Source organism: Microcoleus sp. Pol17C6, from assembly GCF_036701145.1.
GTDB lineage: Bacteria > Cyanobacteriota > Cyanobacteriia > Cyanobacteriales > Microcoleaceae > Microcoleus.
On record NZ_JAUBQH010000002.1, the window covers coordinates 144,549 to 160,271 of the forward strand.

17 protein-coding genes are annotated in these 15,723 nt (G+C 48.0%); 14 read left to right on the top strand and 3 right to left on the bottom strand.

All coding sequences use genetic code 11. From position 1 onward, the window contains the following. Nucleotides 1-11: 11 nt before the first annotated feature. On the top strand, nucleotides 12-791 hold the full coding sequence (locus QUA25_RS01775) for a fumarylacetoacetate hydrolase family protein (RefSeq protein ID WP_333035096.1): 780 nt from the start codon (nucleotides 12-14) through the stop codon (nucleotides 789-791). Nucleotides 792-843: 52 nt separating this feature from the next. Here QUA25_RS01775 and QUA25_RS01780 read toward each other — a convergent pair whose 3' ends face one another. Beyond that, nucleotides 844-1,314: a Tic20 family protein gene (locus tag QUA25_RS01780; RefSeq protein ID WP_333035098.1), complete on the bottom strand. Its 471-nt coding sequence runs from the start codon at nucleotides 1,312-1,314 to the stop codon at nucleotides 844-846. 142 nt (nucleotides 1,315-1,456) lie between these two features. Continuing rightward, nucleotides 1,457-1,654: a hypothetical protein gene (locus QUA25_RS01785; RefSeq protein WP_006631916.1), complete on the bottom strand. Its 198-nt coding sequence runs from the start codon at nucleotides 1,652-1,654 to the stop codon at nucleotides 1,457-1,459. 168 nt (nucleotides 1,655-1,822) lie between these two features. Here QUA25_RS01785 and glyA point away from each other — a divergent pair, with 168 nt between their 5' ends. From glyA to QUA25_RS01825, 8 genes are all read left to right on the top strand, one after another. Beyond that, nucleotides 1,823-3,106, top strand: coding sequence for a serine hydroxymethyltransferase (glyA, locus tag QUA25_RS01790; RefSeq protein ID WP_333035099.1), 1,284 nt, complete (start codon nucleotides 1,823-1,825; stop codon nucleotides 3,104-3,106). A gap of 454 nt (nucleotides 3,107-3,560) precedes the next feature. After that, nucleotides 3,561-4,616, top strand: coding sequence for an MraY family glycosyltransferase (locus QUA25_RS01795; protein ID WP_190663118.1), 1,056 nt, complete (start codon nucleotides 3,561-3,563; stop codon nucleotides 4,614-4,616). An 83-nt stretch (nucleotides 4,617-4,699) separates the two neighbouring features. Beyond that, on the top strand, nucleotides 4,700-5,956 hold the full coding sequence (locus QUA25_RS01800; RefSeq protein ID WP_333035102.1) for a competence/damage-inducible protein A: 1,257 nt from the start codon (nucleotides 4,700-4,702) through the stop codon (nucleotides 5,954-5,956). 299 nt (nucleotides 5,957-6,255) lie between these two features. Then, nucleotides 6,256-6,393, top strand: coding sequence for a hypothetical protein (locus tag QUA25_RS01805; protein ID WP_006631912.1), 138 nt, complete (start codon nucleotides 6,256-6,258; stop codon nucleotides 6,391-6,393). A 112-nt stretch (nucleotides 6,394-6,505) separates the two neighbouring features. Further along, a complete protein-coding gene (gene aroQ, locus QUA25_RS01810; RefSeq protein ID WP_138920973.1) occupies nucleotides 6,506-6,946 on the top strand; it encodes a type II 3-dehydroquinate dehydratase in 441 nt (146 codons plus the stop codon). 160 nt (nucleotides 6,947-7,106) lie between these two features. Beyond that, nucleotides 7,107-8,255, top strand: a complete 1,149-nt coding sequence (locus QUA25_RS01815) for an ADP-ribosylglycohydrolase family protein (RefSeq protein WP_333035103.1) — start codon at nucleotides 7,107-7,109, stop codon at nucleotides 8,253-8,255. A gap of 418 nt (nucleotides 8,256-8,673) precedes the next feature. Beyond that, nucleotides 8,674-11,229 (top strand): HDIG domain-containing metalloprotein, encoded by a 2,556-nt coding sequence (locus tag QUA25_RS01820; RefSeq protein ID WP_333035105.1) that lies wholly within the window; start codon nucleotides 8,674-8,676, stop codon nucleotides 11,227-11,229. 94 nt (nucleotides 11,230-11,323) lie between these two features. Beyond that, entirely contained in the window at nucleotides 11,324-11,527 is a 204-nt protein-coding gene (locus tag QUA25_RS01825; protein ID WP_333035106.1) for a hypothetical protein, read from the top strand. Nucleotides 11,528-11,608: 81 nt separating this feature from the next. On the opposite strand, the gene QUA25_RS01830 is transcribed toward QUA25_RS01825, so the two are convergent. After that, nucleotides 11,609-12,475: a carbohydrate ABC transporter permease gene (locus tag QUA25_RS01830; protein ID WP_333035107.1), complete on the bottom strand. Its 867-nt coding sequence runs from the start codon at nucleotides 12,473-12,475 to the stop codon at nucleotides 11,609-11,611. A 66-nt stretch (nucleotides 12,476-12,541) separates the two neighbouring features. Between QUA25_RS01830 and rpsF the strand changes: the two genes are divergently transcribed. The 5 genes from rpsF (at nucleotide 12,542) to argJ (ending at nucleotide 15,668) form a co-directional block, all read left to right on the top strand. Next, nucleotides 12,542-12,877 (top strand): 30S ribosomal protein S6, encoded by a 336-nt coding sequence (rpsF, locus tag QUA25_RS01835; protein WP_015176119.1) that lies wholly within the window; start codon nucleotides 12,542-12,544, stop codon nucleotides 12,875-12,877. A gap of 242 nt (nucleotides 12,878-13,119) precedes the next feature. Continuing rightward, entirely contained in the window at nucleotides 13,120-13,290 is a 171-nt protein-coding gene (locus QUA25_RS01840) for a hypothetical protein (protein ID WP_333035109.1), read from the top strand. A gap of 413 nt (nucleotides 13,291-13,703) precedes the next feature. Then, nucleotides 13,704-13,898: a hypothetical protein gene (locus QUA25_RS01845; RefSeq protein WP_006631905.1), complete on the top strand. Its 195-nt coding sequence runs from the start codon at nucleotides 13,704-13,706 to the stop codon at nucleotides 13,896-13,898. A 61-nt stretch (nucleotides 13,899-13,959) separates the two neighbouring features. Continuing rightward, the gene (locus QUA25_RS01850; RefSeq protein ID WP_333035219.1) at nucleotides 13,960-14,100 is read left to right on the top strand and encodes a hypothetical protein; all 141 of its coding nucleotides are present in this window, start codon (nucleotides 13,960-13,962) and stop codon (nucleotides 14,098-14,100) included. A gap of 326 nt (nucleotides 14,101-14,426) precedes the next feature. Then, nucleotides 14,427-15,668, top strand: a complete 1,242-nt coding sequence (argJ, locus tag QUA25_RS01855) for a bifunctional ornithine acetyltransferase/N-acetylglutamate synthase (RefSeq protein ID WP_333035111.1) — start codon at nucleotides 14,427-14,429, stop codon at nucleotides 15,666-15,668. Nucleotides 15,669-15,723: the final 55 nt, after the last annotated feature.

Below are 15,723 nucleotides of genomic sequence, written 5' to 3' on the forward strand. Positions count from 1 at the left end.
TCTAAAATACTATGGCCCAGCGCTACGTTCGAGTTAAAACAACACAAGGACACATCCATTACGGTTTACTGCAACTAAGCCACAGCGTTCAAGTATTTGATGCACCGCCCTGGTTAAAAGGACAACCAACCGATTTGGAACTTTCACCAGATACTTACCAAATTCTCGCCCCGTGCTCTCCCTCAAAAATTGTAGCCGTAGGCAAAAATTATGTCGATCACGCCGCCGAGATGGGAACCCCAGTACCCGAAGAACCCCTGTTGTTTTTCAAGCCTCCGAGTGCCGTCATCCCAGCAGGTGCAGAGATTCGTTATCCGCAGCAGTCGGAAAGGGTAGACTACGAGGGAGAATTAGCCCTGGTAATTGGCGAACATTGTACCAACTGTACTCCCGAACAAGCACACAGCAAAATTTGGGGCTATACGATCGCCAATGACGTAACAGCTAGAGATTTGCAAAAGCGGGACAACCAGTGGGCGAGGGCCAAAGGGTTCGATACATTTTGTCCCTTGGGGCCTTGGATTGTCCGCGAACTGAGTCCTGCAGCACAGTTGCAGACTTTTATCAATGAGAGCGAGCGACCGGTACAGTCATCCCAGATCGATCGCATGGTTTTTTCCCCAGACTTTCTCGTCTCCTACATCAGTCAAATAATGACCCTAATTCCCGGCGATGTGATACTGACTGGAACGCCACAAGGAGTAGGGCCGCTACAAATAGGCGATCGAGTCCGCATCGAAATTGAAGGCATCGGCAGTCTTGAAAATACAGTAGTTATTAGTAATGGGTAAGTGGTAATTATCACCAACAACTGTCAAGTGCCAACAGCCAACTGCCCATTGACTAACGTACCTGCATATAAACAGCATCCGAAAGCGGAGGAATCTCTGCATAGCGTCCCAAAAGCGACTGCACAACTGCATAGACAAATGCAGCAAAAGCGCCCAAAAACACCATGTTATACAGAGTTTCCGTAATAAATGCGACTTGTAAGCCGTTAGAAAACGGCAAAACCAGACCGCACAGCATCAAAACAATGTCTAAAAGAATTGCCTGCATCGCATTAAAACGAATGAAGTGACTGATGTTTTCGTTTCTAACTACTCCTAAATACAGAGCAAAGAAGATAATCAAGCTAGCAAAGGGCAAACTATAAATTTGCATCAAAGGAGCTAGCGGTATCAACAACAGTTGCAGGACAGGAAACTGTGTAAACAGAAACCTGCCAAAGGCAAGCCCGTCAACCAACGGGAGCAAATAAGGCAAAGAAGCAAAAATCCGGTCTGGAACAGTTGTAGATCCGCGCCAAGTCATAATGAACTCTCCTGAGTCGATCGATTAACTATGAATTCCATTAAACTCAGGATAACGCAGCAGCAGGGTTTGTGTTTCGACTCTGCCGGAACTTGCTTTTCACTCAGCAGGGAGCAGCCTCAACTACCAACGGCAGGCTTTCTTATTTAATATTGGCAATGACGAAGCCCATTTGACACTCGTACCGATCGGGCAAATTTTCCGTAGGTTTAGCAACTGGATGTCCGCAGCGAAGCTCTCCACCGCTCCAGCGCGGTTGGCCAGTGCGATCTGCCAGCAAACAACTTTGGCAAACACACTGAGGGGCAAGCATCTGATTTTCCATTAAAATGACTAACATTTGATACCTCCGGCAGGTTTCACACCAGTAATTTCATTGTATGTCAGGAGTTGGGGACAAACGGCTTAACCTGAACACAACGTAATATTTATATCAATGGGGCGAAATCCGTAGTACGGTATAAGATCCCCAATTCCCAATCCCAAATTTGTCAAGAGGTTGATTATTGTGACGGACTCTAACTTTGAATTTCTTTCCAAAACTGATCCGCTCATTGCCGATTTAATCGGGCAAGAGCTCCAGCGGCAGCGAGACCACCTAGAACTCATCGCCAGCGAAAACTTTACCTCCGCAGCGGTAATGGCCGCTCAAGGCTCAGTGCTGACCAATAAATACGCCGAAGGCCTGCCAGCGAAACGCTACTACGGCGGCTGCGAATTTATTGACGGCATCGAGCAAATTGCGATCGATCGCGCCAAACAGCTATTTGGAGCCGCTCACGCCAACGTCCAGCCCCACTCCGGCGCTCAAGCCAACTTTGCAGTATTTTTGAGCTTGCTGGAACCCGGAGACGGAATTATGGGCATGGATTTGTCCCACGGCGGACACTTGACCCACGGTTCGCCGGTCAACGTATCCGGCAAATGGTTCAAAGCTTTTCACTACGGCGTCAGCCAAGAAACAGAACAGCTTGACTATGACGAAATTTTGGCACTGGCCAAAGAAAACCGACCGAAATTGCTAATTTGTGGCTATTCAGCATATTCGCGAATTATTGACTTTGAGAAGTTTAGAGCCATCGCCGACGAAATCGGAGCCTACCTGCTCGCCGACATCGCCCACATCGCCGGGTTAGTCGCCACAGGGCATCACCCCAACCCCCTCCCCCACTGTCACGCAGTCACCACTACCACTCACAAAACCCTGCGCGGCCCCCGTGGTGGCTTGATTATGACTAATGACCCGGAATTAGGTAAAAAATTTGACAAAGCAGTGTTCCCCGGCACTCAAGGTGGGCCCTTAGAACACGTGATTGCGGGCAAAGCAGTAGCTTTCGGCGAAGCATTAAAGCCTGAATTTAAAACTTATTCCGGTCAAGTAATTGAAAATGCACGCGCTTTAGCTGCACAGTTGCAGCAGCGGGGTTTAAAACTCGTTTCCGGTGGCACGGACAATCACTTAATGCTAGTTGATTTGCGATCGGTAAACATGACAGGCAAACAAGCCGACCAATTAGTCAGCGGTGTGAATATTACTGCTAATAAAAATACCGTGCCTTTCGATCCGGCATCGCCCTTTGTCACTAGCGGTTTGAGACTCGGTTCGCCGGCGATGACCACCAGGGGAATGGGAACAGCAGAATTTACCGAGATTGGCAATATTATTGCCGATCGCCTGCTAAATCCAGATGATGAAAGCGTCGCAGCCGACTGCCTGCGTCGAGTAGCAGCACTGTGCGATCGCTTCCCCTTATATCCCCACTTGTACTTAAAAGTGCCGGCATTAGCTTAATTTTCCTGATCGGCAATGGGAAATTGGTAGTTGGAAGTGTACGGGTAAAAGGGTAAAAGAGCAGGAAAAGATTGAGAGTTGCCGGTAGCGATATTGACAAGCGGTTTTCACCAAAAATATCGATCGCCAATACGGTTTTTAGTAAAGATATTTGTCGGGCGGGGCTGGTTTGACTAACGGTATTTGTCGGTTGTGAAAGATACCGCTCAACTGGGCCCGCTCGCCAAATATCGACTTTTTTGCTCGCGAAAAAGTCGATATTTCAAATCGTTAATTCGAGAGTTATGAATGAACAACCTGACAATTCGCCCCAGGGTAACTGCCATTGTGGCAAATCTCCGACTCCCAAACCCCCAGTCGCTCTTCAAGATGTTTCCTTGTTATAAGCCATCTGAAATGTAGTAGACTCTGCCTGACAGCCTAATTGCCCCGCACTATTTAAAATTGATTTCAGATGCCGTACCAGTATCTGTACCACATACTCGCTTTCCTGGTTTCTGCGATCATCGTCCTCTGGAGTACGCCAATAGTCAAAAAAATTGGTCTCAAAAGCGGGCGAGTCGATCGACCAGGCGAGCGAAAAGTTCACAAGCGCCCTATGGTGCGCTTGGGAGGAGTGTCCATCTTTCTCGGCACTATCACTGCCCTCTTATTTGTCTGGCTCTCAGGAGGCTTCATTGATGCTAACGGACAAGTTCTCAATCCCAAAGACGAATACGAAATTTGGGGAGTAACCCTCGGCGGCATCGGATTCTTCCTCATCGGTTTAGCAGACGACCTATTTTCGCTATCGGCATTAAAACGCTTGCTCATGCAAATTGGCGTATCCAGCATCGTTTGGATGGCAGGCGTACAGATTGAGTTTCTGACAGTTCCCTCCTTGGGACTGACTAATATTGGCTGGCTGAGCTTGCCAATTACCGTGATTTGGCTCGTCGGCATGGCGAATGCCATCAACTGGATTGACGGTTTGGACGGTTTAGCGGCCGGAGTTTCAGGGATTGCAGCAGTTGTGATGCTGATTGTCAGTCTGGCGATGCACCAACCGGCGGCGGCCCTGATTGCAGCGGCTTTAGCTGGCGGGGCCTTGGGATTTCTGCGCTACAACTTCAATCCGGCTCAAATCTTTATGGGAGATGGCGGGGCTTATTTTATCGGGTTTACTCTCGCTGGAGTGGGAGTAATTGGGTTAGTTAAAACTACGGCTGTTACTTCTGTGTTGCTGCCATATTTAATTTTAGCTGTACCGATTTTAGATATGTCGGCGGTGATTCTCGATCGACTTCGCAACGGCAAGTCACCGTTTATTGCTGACAAGCGCCATCTCCACCACCGACTTCTAGAAGCCGGACTATCCCATCGATTTGCGGTTTTATTTATTTACTCACTGACACTGTGGGTGGGAAGTTTAGCCCTAGCTTTTTCGCTTCCGAGCGGCGTAATTTACGCTATGGGTGCAACAAGTTTGCTGGGATATGCTAGCTGGAAAGTTTGGAGACACGCTCGATAGTTAGTTGACGGTTGACTGTTGACTGTTGTCATTCCCCAATTAATTCCCCAATCTAAAATCCAAAATCTAAAATCTAAAATTGAATGGTTGCTGAAATTATTTGTGTTGGCACTGAATTGCTGTTAGGCGATATTCTTAATAGCAATGCCCAGTTTTTAGCCAAAGAATTAGCAAGTCTGGGAATCCCTCACTACTATCAAACAGTGGTGGGGGACAATCCAGAACGTATCAAACAAGTGTTAGAAATCGCCGTCAGTCGATCGCAGCTTTTAATCTTCACCGGAGGCCTCGGGCCCACACCAGACGACCTCACAGTCGAAACGATCGCCGATTTTTTTGGGGTTCCCCTCATCGAAAAGCCGGAAATTATCGCAGATATTGAATACAAATTTGCCCAGTGGGGACGCACCATGAGTCCCAGCAATCGCAAACAAGCTTTAATTCCAGAAACTGCGGACATTCTGCCGAACCGCAGCGGTTCGGCACCGGGGATTATTTGGCAGCCGGTTTCTAACGTGACAGTAATGACATTTCCCGGCGTACCGGCGGAAATGCACTTGATGTGGCAAGAAACCGCTGTTCCTTATCTGAAAAATGCTGGCTGGTGCAGCGCCACTATTTACAGCCGCACATTAAAATTTTGGGGGATTGCTGAGTCGGCATTGGCCGAAAAAGTACATAGTTTTCTGAATTTAACTAATCCTACTGTGGCTCCCTACGCCAATCACGGCGAAGTCAAACTGCGAATTTCGGCCCGCGCGGAGTCGTCCGTGGCTGCTAAAAACTTGATTGAGCCGATCGAACAACAGTTGCTGCAGATTGCTGGCCTAGACTGTTACGGTGCCGATACCGATACCCTCGCCTCGACTGTCGGTAAATTGCTGCTGTTGGCTGGCGAAACTCTTAGCGTGGCTGAATCCTGCACGGGAGGCGGGTTAGGAGCGATGCTGACCGGTGTTGCCGGGAGTTCGAGGTACTTTTTGGGCGGGATTATTTCTTACGACAATCGGGTTAAGGAAGGATTATTAGGTGTTAATCCGCAAGATTTAGCCGAATTTGGGGCAGTCAGCCACCAAGTGGCAAAACAAATGGCTGCGGGAGTGCAATCTCGCCTCAACACCAGTTGGGGATTGAGCATTACAGGCATCGCCGGCCCCGGAGGCGGCACAGACGGTAAACCTGTCGGACTGGTTTATATCGGTTTAGCGGGCCCCCGCGGCGACGCAGAAAGTTTTGAATACCGCTTTGGCGATGCCCGAGGCCGCGATTGGATTCGGAATCTGAGTAGCTGTACGGCGCTCGATCGGCTGCGGCGTAAATTATTGTTGGCAAAAGCTTAGAAAAAATCCTACGATTGGTCAATTGTCAACAGTCAACCGTAAGCTTAAGCTTTATTTAACACTCTATACTCCGATATAATTCGGCAATTTTCCTTTTGCCTCTTGATTATCTGTAAAGATTCGTTATGATAATAAGATAGGACTGATTGGCCAAGATACTGACTCTCTCCATTGCTCAAAACAACCAGCAAGTGAGAAAGCAAGTTTGACCTTTGGTTTCAAAGTCGTGCTTGCTTATTTTCAGATATTTAGCCGTCGGTTTAGCAATCTAGACTATAAAAAAAGGAGCTATCCGTTCAATGGAAGACATTGAAAAGGTGCTGGAACAAATTAAAGAATGGGTTCGCAAGCTGATAGAAGGACTGCTGAGTCCCGAACCTGAACCGGAACTCGAACCGATTCGTATTCCTGTCAACCAACCTAGGAATCGCAGGTAGTCGGGACTGAATTAGAACTTTGAGGTTTAAGGTTTGACGTTTGAGGTGGCAGACTCGTTCTAAATCTCATGTCAAAACTCTCATAATTTTTGTTGCACTGGAAATTTTAAAATTGTTAAATATCCTGGTACTTCACGGCCCTAATCTGAATCTATTGGGTCAGCGAGAACCTGGAGTTTATGGTTCTGCGACTTTAAATGATATCAACAAGTTGCTAGAACGAGAAGCGCAAGCCCTCCAGGTGCAAGTCTCAATTCAGCAGTCGAATCATGAAGGGGTATTGGTGGATGCAATTCACTCAATGTTAGGGCAGCACCAAGGCTTATTGATTAATGCTGGAGCTTATACTCATACGAGTGTGGCAATTAGAGACGCGATCGCCGCGGTGAATATCCCTGCGGTAGAAGTTCATCTGAGCAATATTTACCGGCGGGAAGCTTTTCGGCACCACTCGTTTATCGCAGCAGTGGCGATCGGGCAAATCAGCGGTTTTGGCTCAGAAAGTTATCGGCTGGGGTTGCAAGCTCTAGTTAGTTACCTGATTAAAAATTAAAAATTTACCGATTATAGCGATCGGATGAGGGCAGGTTTTAGATGGAAAACCAGCCCTTATATGTTTGAGTTGAATTCCAATTAATCACAAGAGTTAGGCAAAGAAGGAAACCAGGAAGAATTCTAAATTACCAATTACTAAAAACTTGAGTTAAATTCAAATGCGGCATTCCCTGTTGAACAAGTTTCAAGGAACCATCCTGGGGGCAGTTTTAGGAGACTCTATAGGCCTGCAATACCAGAGGCAACTCGTGGGTATTCCCCCCCAAACAGAAGACTTGCAGCCGATTTTACAACTGACGAAACACCAACAATTGACCGTAAGTGGCGCAACATTGGGGTTGCATTATGTCAACAGTAAAATCCCAACTGGCAAAGACTCATCGGCATCCGGGAGACTTGCGGTAGCGTGCGCTCAAAGTTTAATTAGGTGTAGAGGTTTAGATTTAAAAGATTGGCGCGATACTTGGGAAGCATTTGCCAAGTCGGAAATCTACCATCCCCGCAACAGTGAGTTTCAAACCCTGCTTAACCCTGGTGAAGCTGCCGTGGCTGCGCTGCCATCCGCGATGTTTTTTCACGAAAATAAAGCCAAGCTGCGAGAAAAAATCATGCTGGCGATAGAGGTGTGGCACAACGAAAACCAGCCAGAATGGGAAACAGCAATTTTAGCAGTAGCATATACGATCGCCCGATCGCTCAAAGAAAGACTTGACCCCGCGACAGCGATCGAGCAAACACTTGCCTACCTGAAAACAGATAATGCCTTAACAGAGCTGCTGCTCCAAGTGCAAATACTACTAGAAAAGGGAGCCGATTTAGAAACAGCCGCCACTCATCTGTGCAAAAGCGCCACAGCTTTGCGAGAAAGACAGGGCGAAGATGAAAAAAAATTACAAACCGAGTCAATTGTCAACCCTGGAAATTTCATTCCCATTGCCTTAGCTTTCTACTGCTTTTTGAACACCCCAGAAGACTTGCGGTTGTCCGTGGTGCGGGCCGCCCGCTGTGGCATAGCCGGACAAATAACCTGCGCTTTGACGGGAGCTTTGTCTGGAGCCTATAACGGCGTTGCTGCGATTCCTGTAGAATGGCGACAGGTATCTTCGGCTGAGCTTAAATCCCAGCAGCTAGCCGACGGCCAAGAACCTTCGCTCTGGCGAACTGGCAGCGATGTAAAAATTGTAGAGTTAGCAAATAACCTGTTTGCTGTTTGGGCAGGAGTTTACAGCCCAGATGCCCGACTGGATTCTGCAGCGCTAGCCCGATCGGTGGCTGCACCTTATGTCATTAGACCTCGTAAAGTATAAAGTTTGGAGCTTTTGACGGTAAGGGGAAACCAGAAATTAGCAATTAGAAATTAACAAGTCAAAAGCAAAAGTGGAAGGAGAGCGACAATTAAAGATTAAAAAGTGAAAAATTAAATCGGACACGCCTGCCCCAACAAGCCAGGTTTAAACGAGAATACGGGGTTGGAAAACGAAGAATCTACGGAGAAACAAGGTTTTTAGCCCTCGCGCGCGAGTTCTGTTCAAGACAGACAAGGGAAGCAAAGAAGCTACTTGCGTTGTTGCCCACCGTCAGGAAAGTCAACTACTGGCAATAGTCAGGCAAAGTAGCCTGGAGGGTTGAATATTCAGCCACGGTAGTTCGGATAAAATCAATCAAGATGCATAGTCAGAAATTCTGACAGAGCTGCTGGATAACAGTGATATATCTTCGACACAAATGAATACGCTCTCCTCATTGATGCGGCAGATTGAGCAGCTAGGGGCTGCGCGCTCACTGCGCCAACACATTGCTAAAGTGCAAAATGGCAGCAGCAAAGCAGATACCTCACGCGCTGGCGGGCCTCTCCTGAGCCGTTTGTCGCGCCCGAAATGGATTCTTCCCGAGACTTTTACTACTAAATTTACAAGTAAAACCTCCAAATCAAGCCTCAAAAATCAAGCTCGTTCCCCTATGTTGGCGCTGGTAGCGGTAGTTTCCCTAAGCAGCACTCTGGGCCACCGCTTCTACAACCAGCCGAAGCTGGATGTGGGGACGAAAGCTCCTCAGACGATTAAGGCTCCTGCTACTGCTAGCATCCCCGATTACAAAACTACTGAAGAACAGCGGAAAGCAGCGCGGAGCGGGGCTGTAGCGATATTAATGCTGGATTCTGCGGTCGATAGACAAATTTATCGAGAATTGCAACAATTTTTGCAGCAGGGAAGCGAGCTGCGGGAAGCGGTAGGCCCGTTTCCGTTTGCGAGTCCCTCGGTGCTCTCAAATGCGGCTCAGATTTACTTGCGGGGCTGTCCCGAGTGGGAGTGGCGATCTATTGTGGCGCAAGCGGGGGACAAAAGTGCAACTTCCGAGCGATTGAGTTTGGATTCCGCCGCAATTGCTGCGGCAACAGATAACAAGTCTCAGCAAGATGCGATCGCTCAACTGCAAGCTTACAGCCGATCGGTCCGGGCAGCAGAGTTTCAAAGCCTGACAGAAAGTATTTCCTCTGCTCGCCGCCGCTATCTCAATGCTGTGGAGGCGCTGGGACAACCCTCGGTTTTGGGGCTGCCACAGATTTACGATACTTCGCTGTTTGATTTGTCGGATGCAGCTTGGCAGAAAACCCAAACCGGTATGAGTCGGGCGGCAAAAAGGATGGTGGCTCAAGGTATCCCGCAGGGGTTGCCAAAAGAGATTTTGAAAGAAGCTGTGAAGCTGCAAGTTGCTGATGAAGTGCCGTTAGAGTCCCAAGCTTTGGCGGTGGAGGGTTTAACAGCGATTTTGCAGCCAAATCTGGTGAGAGATCGCGAGGAAACCAAACAGCTAGCTGAATTAGCGGCGCAAAAGGTGAAACCCGTCATGATCGCAGTAGATCAGGGCGAAATAATTGTTGTGCAAGGAAAAGAGATCTCGCAGGAAGATTTCGTGTTGCTGGACTATTTTGGTTTAAGCCGGCGGGGGGTGAATTGGCTGGGGCTGACAGGTTTTGTTTGTTTAGTCGCGGGGGCAATTGCGATCGTACTGCTGGTGGAAAGGCACTACCGGTTGCGCCGCAGAGATCATTTGCTATTACTGCTGCTGACTTTGAGCGCGCCGGTGCTGGTGAGTTTGGGGCTGCCTTGGACGAGTTTGCCGGCGATCGGGATTTTAGCGGGTGGCTTCTACGGTTCGGCGGTAGGAGTGACTGTGGTGGGGCTGCTGTCGGTGCTGCTGCCCGTTGGCTTAAATGTGGAGTTGATTCATTTAGTCGCTAGCGGGGCGGGGGGATTGCTAGGCGCTTTTATGGCCGGGCGGCTGCGATCGCGCGAAGAATTGGCTCTTTTGGGCTTGGCTCTTGGGTTGACTCAGGGCACGGTTTATCTGGTGGGGACTTTGATTGCCAGCGCCGCTGTCGGTGCGATTTGGTACGTCGTGCTCGGTACTGTGGGCGCGCAAAGTTTGGCCGGTTTGGCTTGGAGCGTTGTGGCGATCGGCATCAGCCCTTATTTGGAACACGTTTTTGACTTGATTACGCCGACTCGGCTGGCGGAACTTGCCAATCCCAACCGCCCGCTGTTGAAGAAATTGGCTGCCGAGGCTCCGGGGACTTTTCAGCACACGCTGTTTGTGGCGAGTTTGGCGGAGGCTGCGGCCCGGGAACTCGGCTGCAATGTTGAGCTGGTCAGAGCTGGAACATTATACCACGATATTGGAAAAATGCACGACCCGCTCGGATTTTGTGAAAATCAAATGGGCGGAGGTAACAAACACGATGAAATTAATGACCCTTGGGCGAGCGCGGAGATTATTAAAAAGCACGTTAGCGAGGGCTTGGTGATGGCGCGGAAGCATCGATTGCCGAAGGCAATTCAGGCGTTTATTCCCGAGCACCAAGGTACAATGTTAATTGCTTATTTCTACCACCAAGCGCAGCAAATTGCTGCAAAAGAAATAGAAGATTTAAAGATTGCTTTGCCAGATGCCGATAATTCAAAGTTAACAATCGCAAGTCGCCAAGTGAGGGAGGAGGATTTTCGCTACGATGGGCCGATTCCGCAGTCGCGGGAAACCGGGATTTTGATGCTGGCGGATTCTTGCGAGGCTGCTTTGCGATCGCTCAAGGATGCTACTCATGAAGAGGCTTTGAATATGGTTAATCGGATTTTGAGGGCTCGCTGGCAGGATAATCAGTTGATTGATTCGGGTTTAACGCGGGAGGATATGTCTCTAATTGCGGAGATTTTTGTGCGAGTTTGGGAACAGTTCAATCACAAGCGGATTGCTTACCCTAGTGCAGTTTTTACTCCTAGGTAGGAGGAAATATTTAGTTAGGGAAAATCAGCTCGCATTTCAGTTGTGAATGAGATTTCATTGCGATTTGCCCCGCGAATAGCGATGCACTTCAGAATTGTCGCTGACAATTACCACAGGTTGTTTGATTCCTCAAAACTCCGAAGAGTCGATATCTCTTTCGCCGGCTAGGTGCGATCGCAATTTTTGCCCTTCTTGGGCATCGATCGCATTTGCAAAAGCGATGAGAGTATCTAGGATCTACAACCGCAGCGCGATCGATAATCCAGCGGATCTATGGCAGTTCGTACAGAAAAAATAAATTTTGTGAGTTGTGAGTTCAAACGATTTTAATTTTTAACCGCAGATGAACGCGGATAAACGCGGATTTTTTATCTTAATTCTATCCCTTGACTCCCGCAGCAGTTTCTGTTGGCACAATGTATTTTTGCAACAGTAAGAATAGCCCTAAAACAGGAACAATAGAAATAATAGAACCCGCCGCAACTAAACGCCAATCTAAAGAAAATGTCCCGGCTAAATTGGCTACCCCTAGAGGTAAAGTGTAATATTCCGGTCTGTCTAAAACTAGCAGTGGCCACAGAAAGTCGCTCCAAGAACCGATAAATACGAAAATTCCTAGAGTGACTAAAGCTGGCTTAATTGCCGGAATCATGACGTGCCACCAAATGCCTAATTCGCTGCAGCCGTCGATGCGGGCCGCTTCTTCTAGTTCTTTGGGAACTGCTAGGAATGCTTGTCGTAATAAAAATATGCCGAAGGCTGAGGCTAGTCCGGGAAAGATTACGCCTAAATAACTATTTTTGAGTCCGAGTTGTACTGTCAATATGTATAGGGGAATCATGACTATTTGGAAAGGAATCATGATTGTGGAAATGATTGTGATTAAGATGGCTTCGCGGCCGCGAAATTTGAGTCTGGCTAAGGGGTAAGCGGCAAGGGCACAAAAGAGGACGTTGATGCTAACTGTGAGGCCGGCAATTAGGGTGCTGTTGAACAGGTAGCGGCCGAAGGGGTTGGTTTGCCACACTTTGATGAAGTTTTCGAGGGTTGGCTGTTGTGGCCACAGTTGCGGGGGAAATTGAAAAATGTTTTCGTTGGGGGATTTGAGGGAGGTACTGAGCAGCCACAGCAAGGGAAACAGCATTAAAAGTGCGATCGCGCTCATGATGCTGTATGTCCACAGGGTGTTCCGCGGCGAGGGAGTGTTGTTTGGGGAATTTGGTTTTTTAGTTTTGAGATTGTTCATTGTTGGGATATGATAATAAGTCCTTGCTTCGTGAGAAGCCTTGTTGTCCATAAGGGGATTATTGCCATGAAACCGTTTATTTACGAAACTATGTACATTCTGCGCCCTGATTTGGGTGAAGAAATGACAGACCAGGCGATCGCTAAATATCAAACTATTTTGCGCGATCAAGGTGCTGAAAACATCGAAACTCAGCACCGTGGCAAGCGCCGTTTGGCTTACGAAATCGGCAAGCACCGGGACGGAGTATACGTTCAAATGAACTATACAGCTCCGGGCGCTGCAATTTTTACCCTGGAGCGCGCGATGCGTCTGAGCGAAGAAGTGATTCGCTATTTGACAATCAAGCAAGATGTGCCAGATGCACCTGAAGCGGAAGCGGAAGCTGAAGTCGCCGAGTAGCATTGGTGTCAACTTAACGTCTTATGTGGTACCAGTCTACTGTTTGACGATTAGGGCCACTTATTCCCCGGCACGCATTTCTTAAGGGCTACCCTGTACACACAACTTGAAAACTAACGTCAGAGCCTTTCGCTCCCCGTGGCATCCTCGTGAACAAGAGGCTAGGGGGATCTCTGGAATTGTGGGTACAGCATAGTTTCTTAAGGGCGGGACTTGATGTTGATTGAAATTATAGGTGAATAATGGGCGATTGTTTTTCTAGAGGAGGACGATCGCTCTTTTTTGTGGGGAGGCGGCAGGGACTTAATCTATTTTTATCAACAAAGAAAGCTCGCTTTTTGAGGATGGCGAGGGCGATTCACTTAGCCCAACTCTATTATCTAGTTGACTACAAAAAACTTGACTATGCTTGAGCATAGCTGCTTAATCATTGTAAATCTAATTGTGATTCGCTACTTATTAAATTTACTCTTAACTAAGGCAAATTCGACTTCCTTGAGAGGCAAAATTCTGCATCTATAACTCTGAACCAAATTATAAAGTTATTTTGGCGACTAGCAATTACGTAGCCGCTACAATGTGGCTCTTAGAAGATGAATATTGTCAACTTTTGCCAACGGCTGCTTGAGGTTGAGGCTGAATCAACCAGCCCAAGCTCGATCGCACTCCCTGCACCTTTGATCGAGATTCTCGCCCCATAGCCCAATTGTAAAGTTTTGTGACAATTTTAATTTGGTAGCTTTAGATACAGAATTGTCTGTTATAGTGATAGAAGAGAAGAAAAAACCAGCTCAACATTAATCTAAAGAATACGGAGGAACCCCCTATGTCTACCGAAAATCAAGCTCGCTCTCTGATGATGCGCCACCACCAACTGGTGAAGAACCGCCAGCAATCCATGCTCAACCGCACCGCCACCGAAGTCGGGATGGAAGATACGCACTACTGGGGTCACATTCAAGGCAAACCGCAGCCCAGTTTTCAAGCCAGTTACGATCGCAGCAACGCCACCATGAGCTAGGGCAAGCTCAATTTCGACAATTGTCTACGAAGTTATTACCTATAATTTGGAGAAATCAGTTATGTCAACTCAAGAACAAGCCCGCAACCTGATGATGCGCCATCAACACGTCGTCAAAAACCGTCAGGAATCCATGCTGAGCCGTGTGGCTGCTGAAGTGGGTTTAGATGCTGGTTCTCCAGCGAATATTGATCGCAAATAACCCCTTTTTTCAACGGCGAGATAGTTGAATCGAGTTTGTTGTTTGCCAGCTAAAAATTAATAATGTCAATTACAAAACCGTCGCGACTTCTTCTTGAGTTCTAACTCTAGATTGGAAGCCGCGATTAGTTTTATGCGGAATTGGGAATTGGGAATTGGTAATATCTCGCTCGTACTGCTTGTATAGAGAGCCGTTTGAGCAAAGGGTGAGCTAAACCAGAGTGGGATAGCCTCAAAAGTATACATCACAAACCATAAAAGACGTTTGTGCCGAGAAACTTGATATAATCCCCTTTCAGCAGATTGAAGGCTAGTAGGGAGGTCATCATGTCGGACTGGAAAGAAATTGACGGCGGAGTTACAGCACCCAGAGGGTATCGAGCATCGGGAATTACAGCGGGTTTGAAGCCTTCAGGCTTGCCGGATTTAAGTTTAATTTTGTCAGAGGTAGACGCGATCGCCGCCGGAGTCTTCACCACATCGACTGTCCGGGCCGCTTGCGTGGACTACTGCCGCCAGCGTTTGCAAGCTAAACCCAGCGCGAAAGCAATTTTGTGTAATGCGGGACAAGCTAATGCTGCTACGGGCGAACAAGGTTTGGCAGATGCCCTCGAAAGTGCCAAATTGTTGGGAGAAGCGCTGAATATTCCTCCAGAATCGATTCTTTTGGCCTCCACTGGCGTCATTGGACAGCGGATAAAAATGGAGCCGCTGAGGGCGGCAATTCCCCGATTAGTTGCTGAGGCATCGGAAACTGGTTCTAATGCGGCGGCTAAGGCTATTTGTACGACTGATTTAGTGCCGAAAACGATCGCCCTGGAAACCATGTTTGGCGATCGACCCGTCCGCATCGGCGGCATTTGCAAAGGTTCGGGCATGATTCACCCGAATATGGCAACAATGCTGGCCTTTGTAACTTGCGATGCAGCAGTGTCGTCGCATTTGTGGCAAGAAATGGTGAGTCGGGCGGCTAACAGAAGTTTCAATCAAATTACTGTTGACGGAGATACCAGTACCAACGATTCGCTAATTGCTTTGGCGAATGGTCAATCCCGCACACCGGCAATTACAGAAATGGGGGCGGATGCTGAAAAATTAGAGGCGATGCTGACAGAAGTTTGCGTACATTTAGCAAAGGCGATCGCCCGTGACGGCGAAGGTGCAACTTGTTTGGTAGAAGTGCAAGTTAGTGGGGCGCTGGATGAAGTTTCTGCGAGTAAAATTGCCAAAACAATTGTCGGTTCTTCTTTGGTGAAAGCTGCTATTTTCGGACGCGACCCGAATTGGGGCAGAATTGCGGCGGCGGCTGGGCGCGCTGGCGTACCTTTCGATCAAGAGAATTTGCGGATTCAATTGGGGGATTTTTTGATGATGGAAAACGGACAACCTAAAGAGTTCGATCGCGCTGCTGCAAGTAATTATATGAAAGCGGCTGCGGAGGGGGAATATTTGAAGGCTGATACGGTTTTAATTCAGGTTAGTGTGGGGAATGGCAGCGGTTTTGCGAAAGCTTGGGGATGCGATTTGAGTTACGACTACGTGAAGATTAATGCGGAGTATACGACTTAAATAAGTCCAGGCGGTTACAAGTCCGGGCGGTTAGAAACCGCGCCTACACAAACAA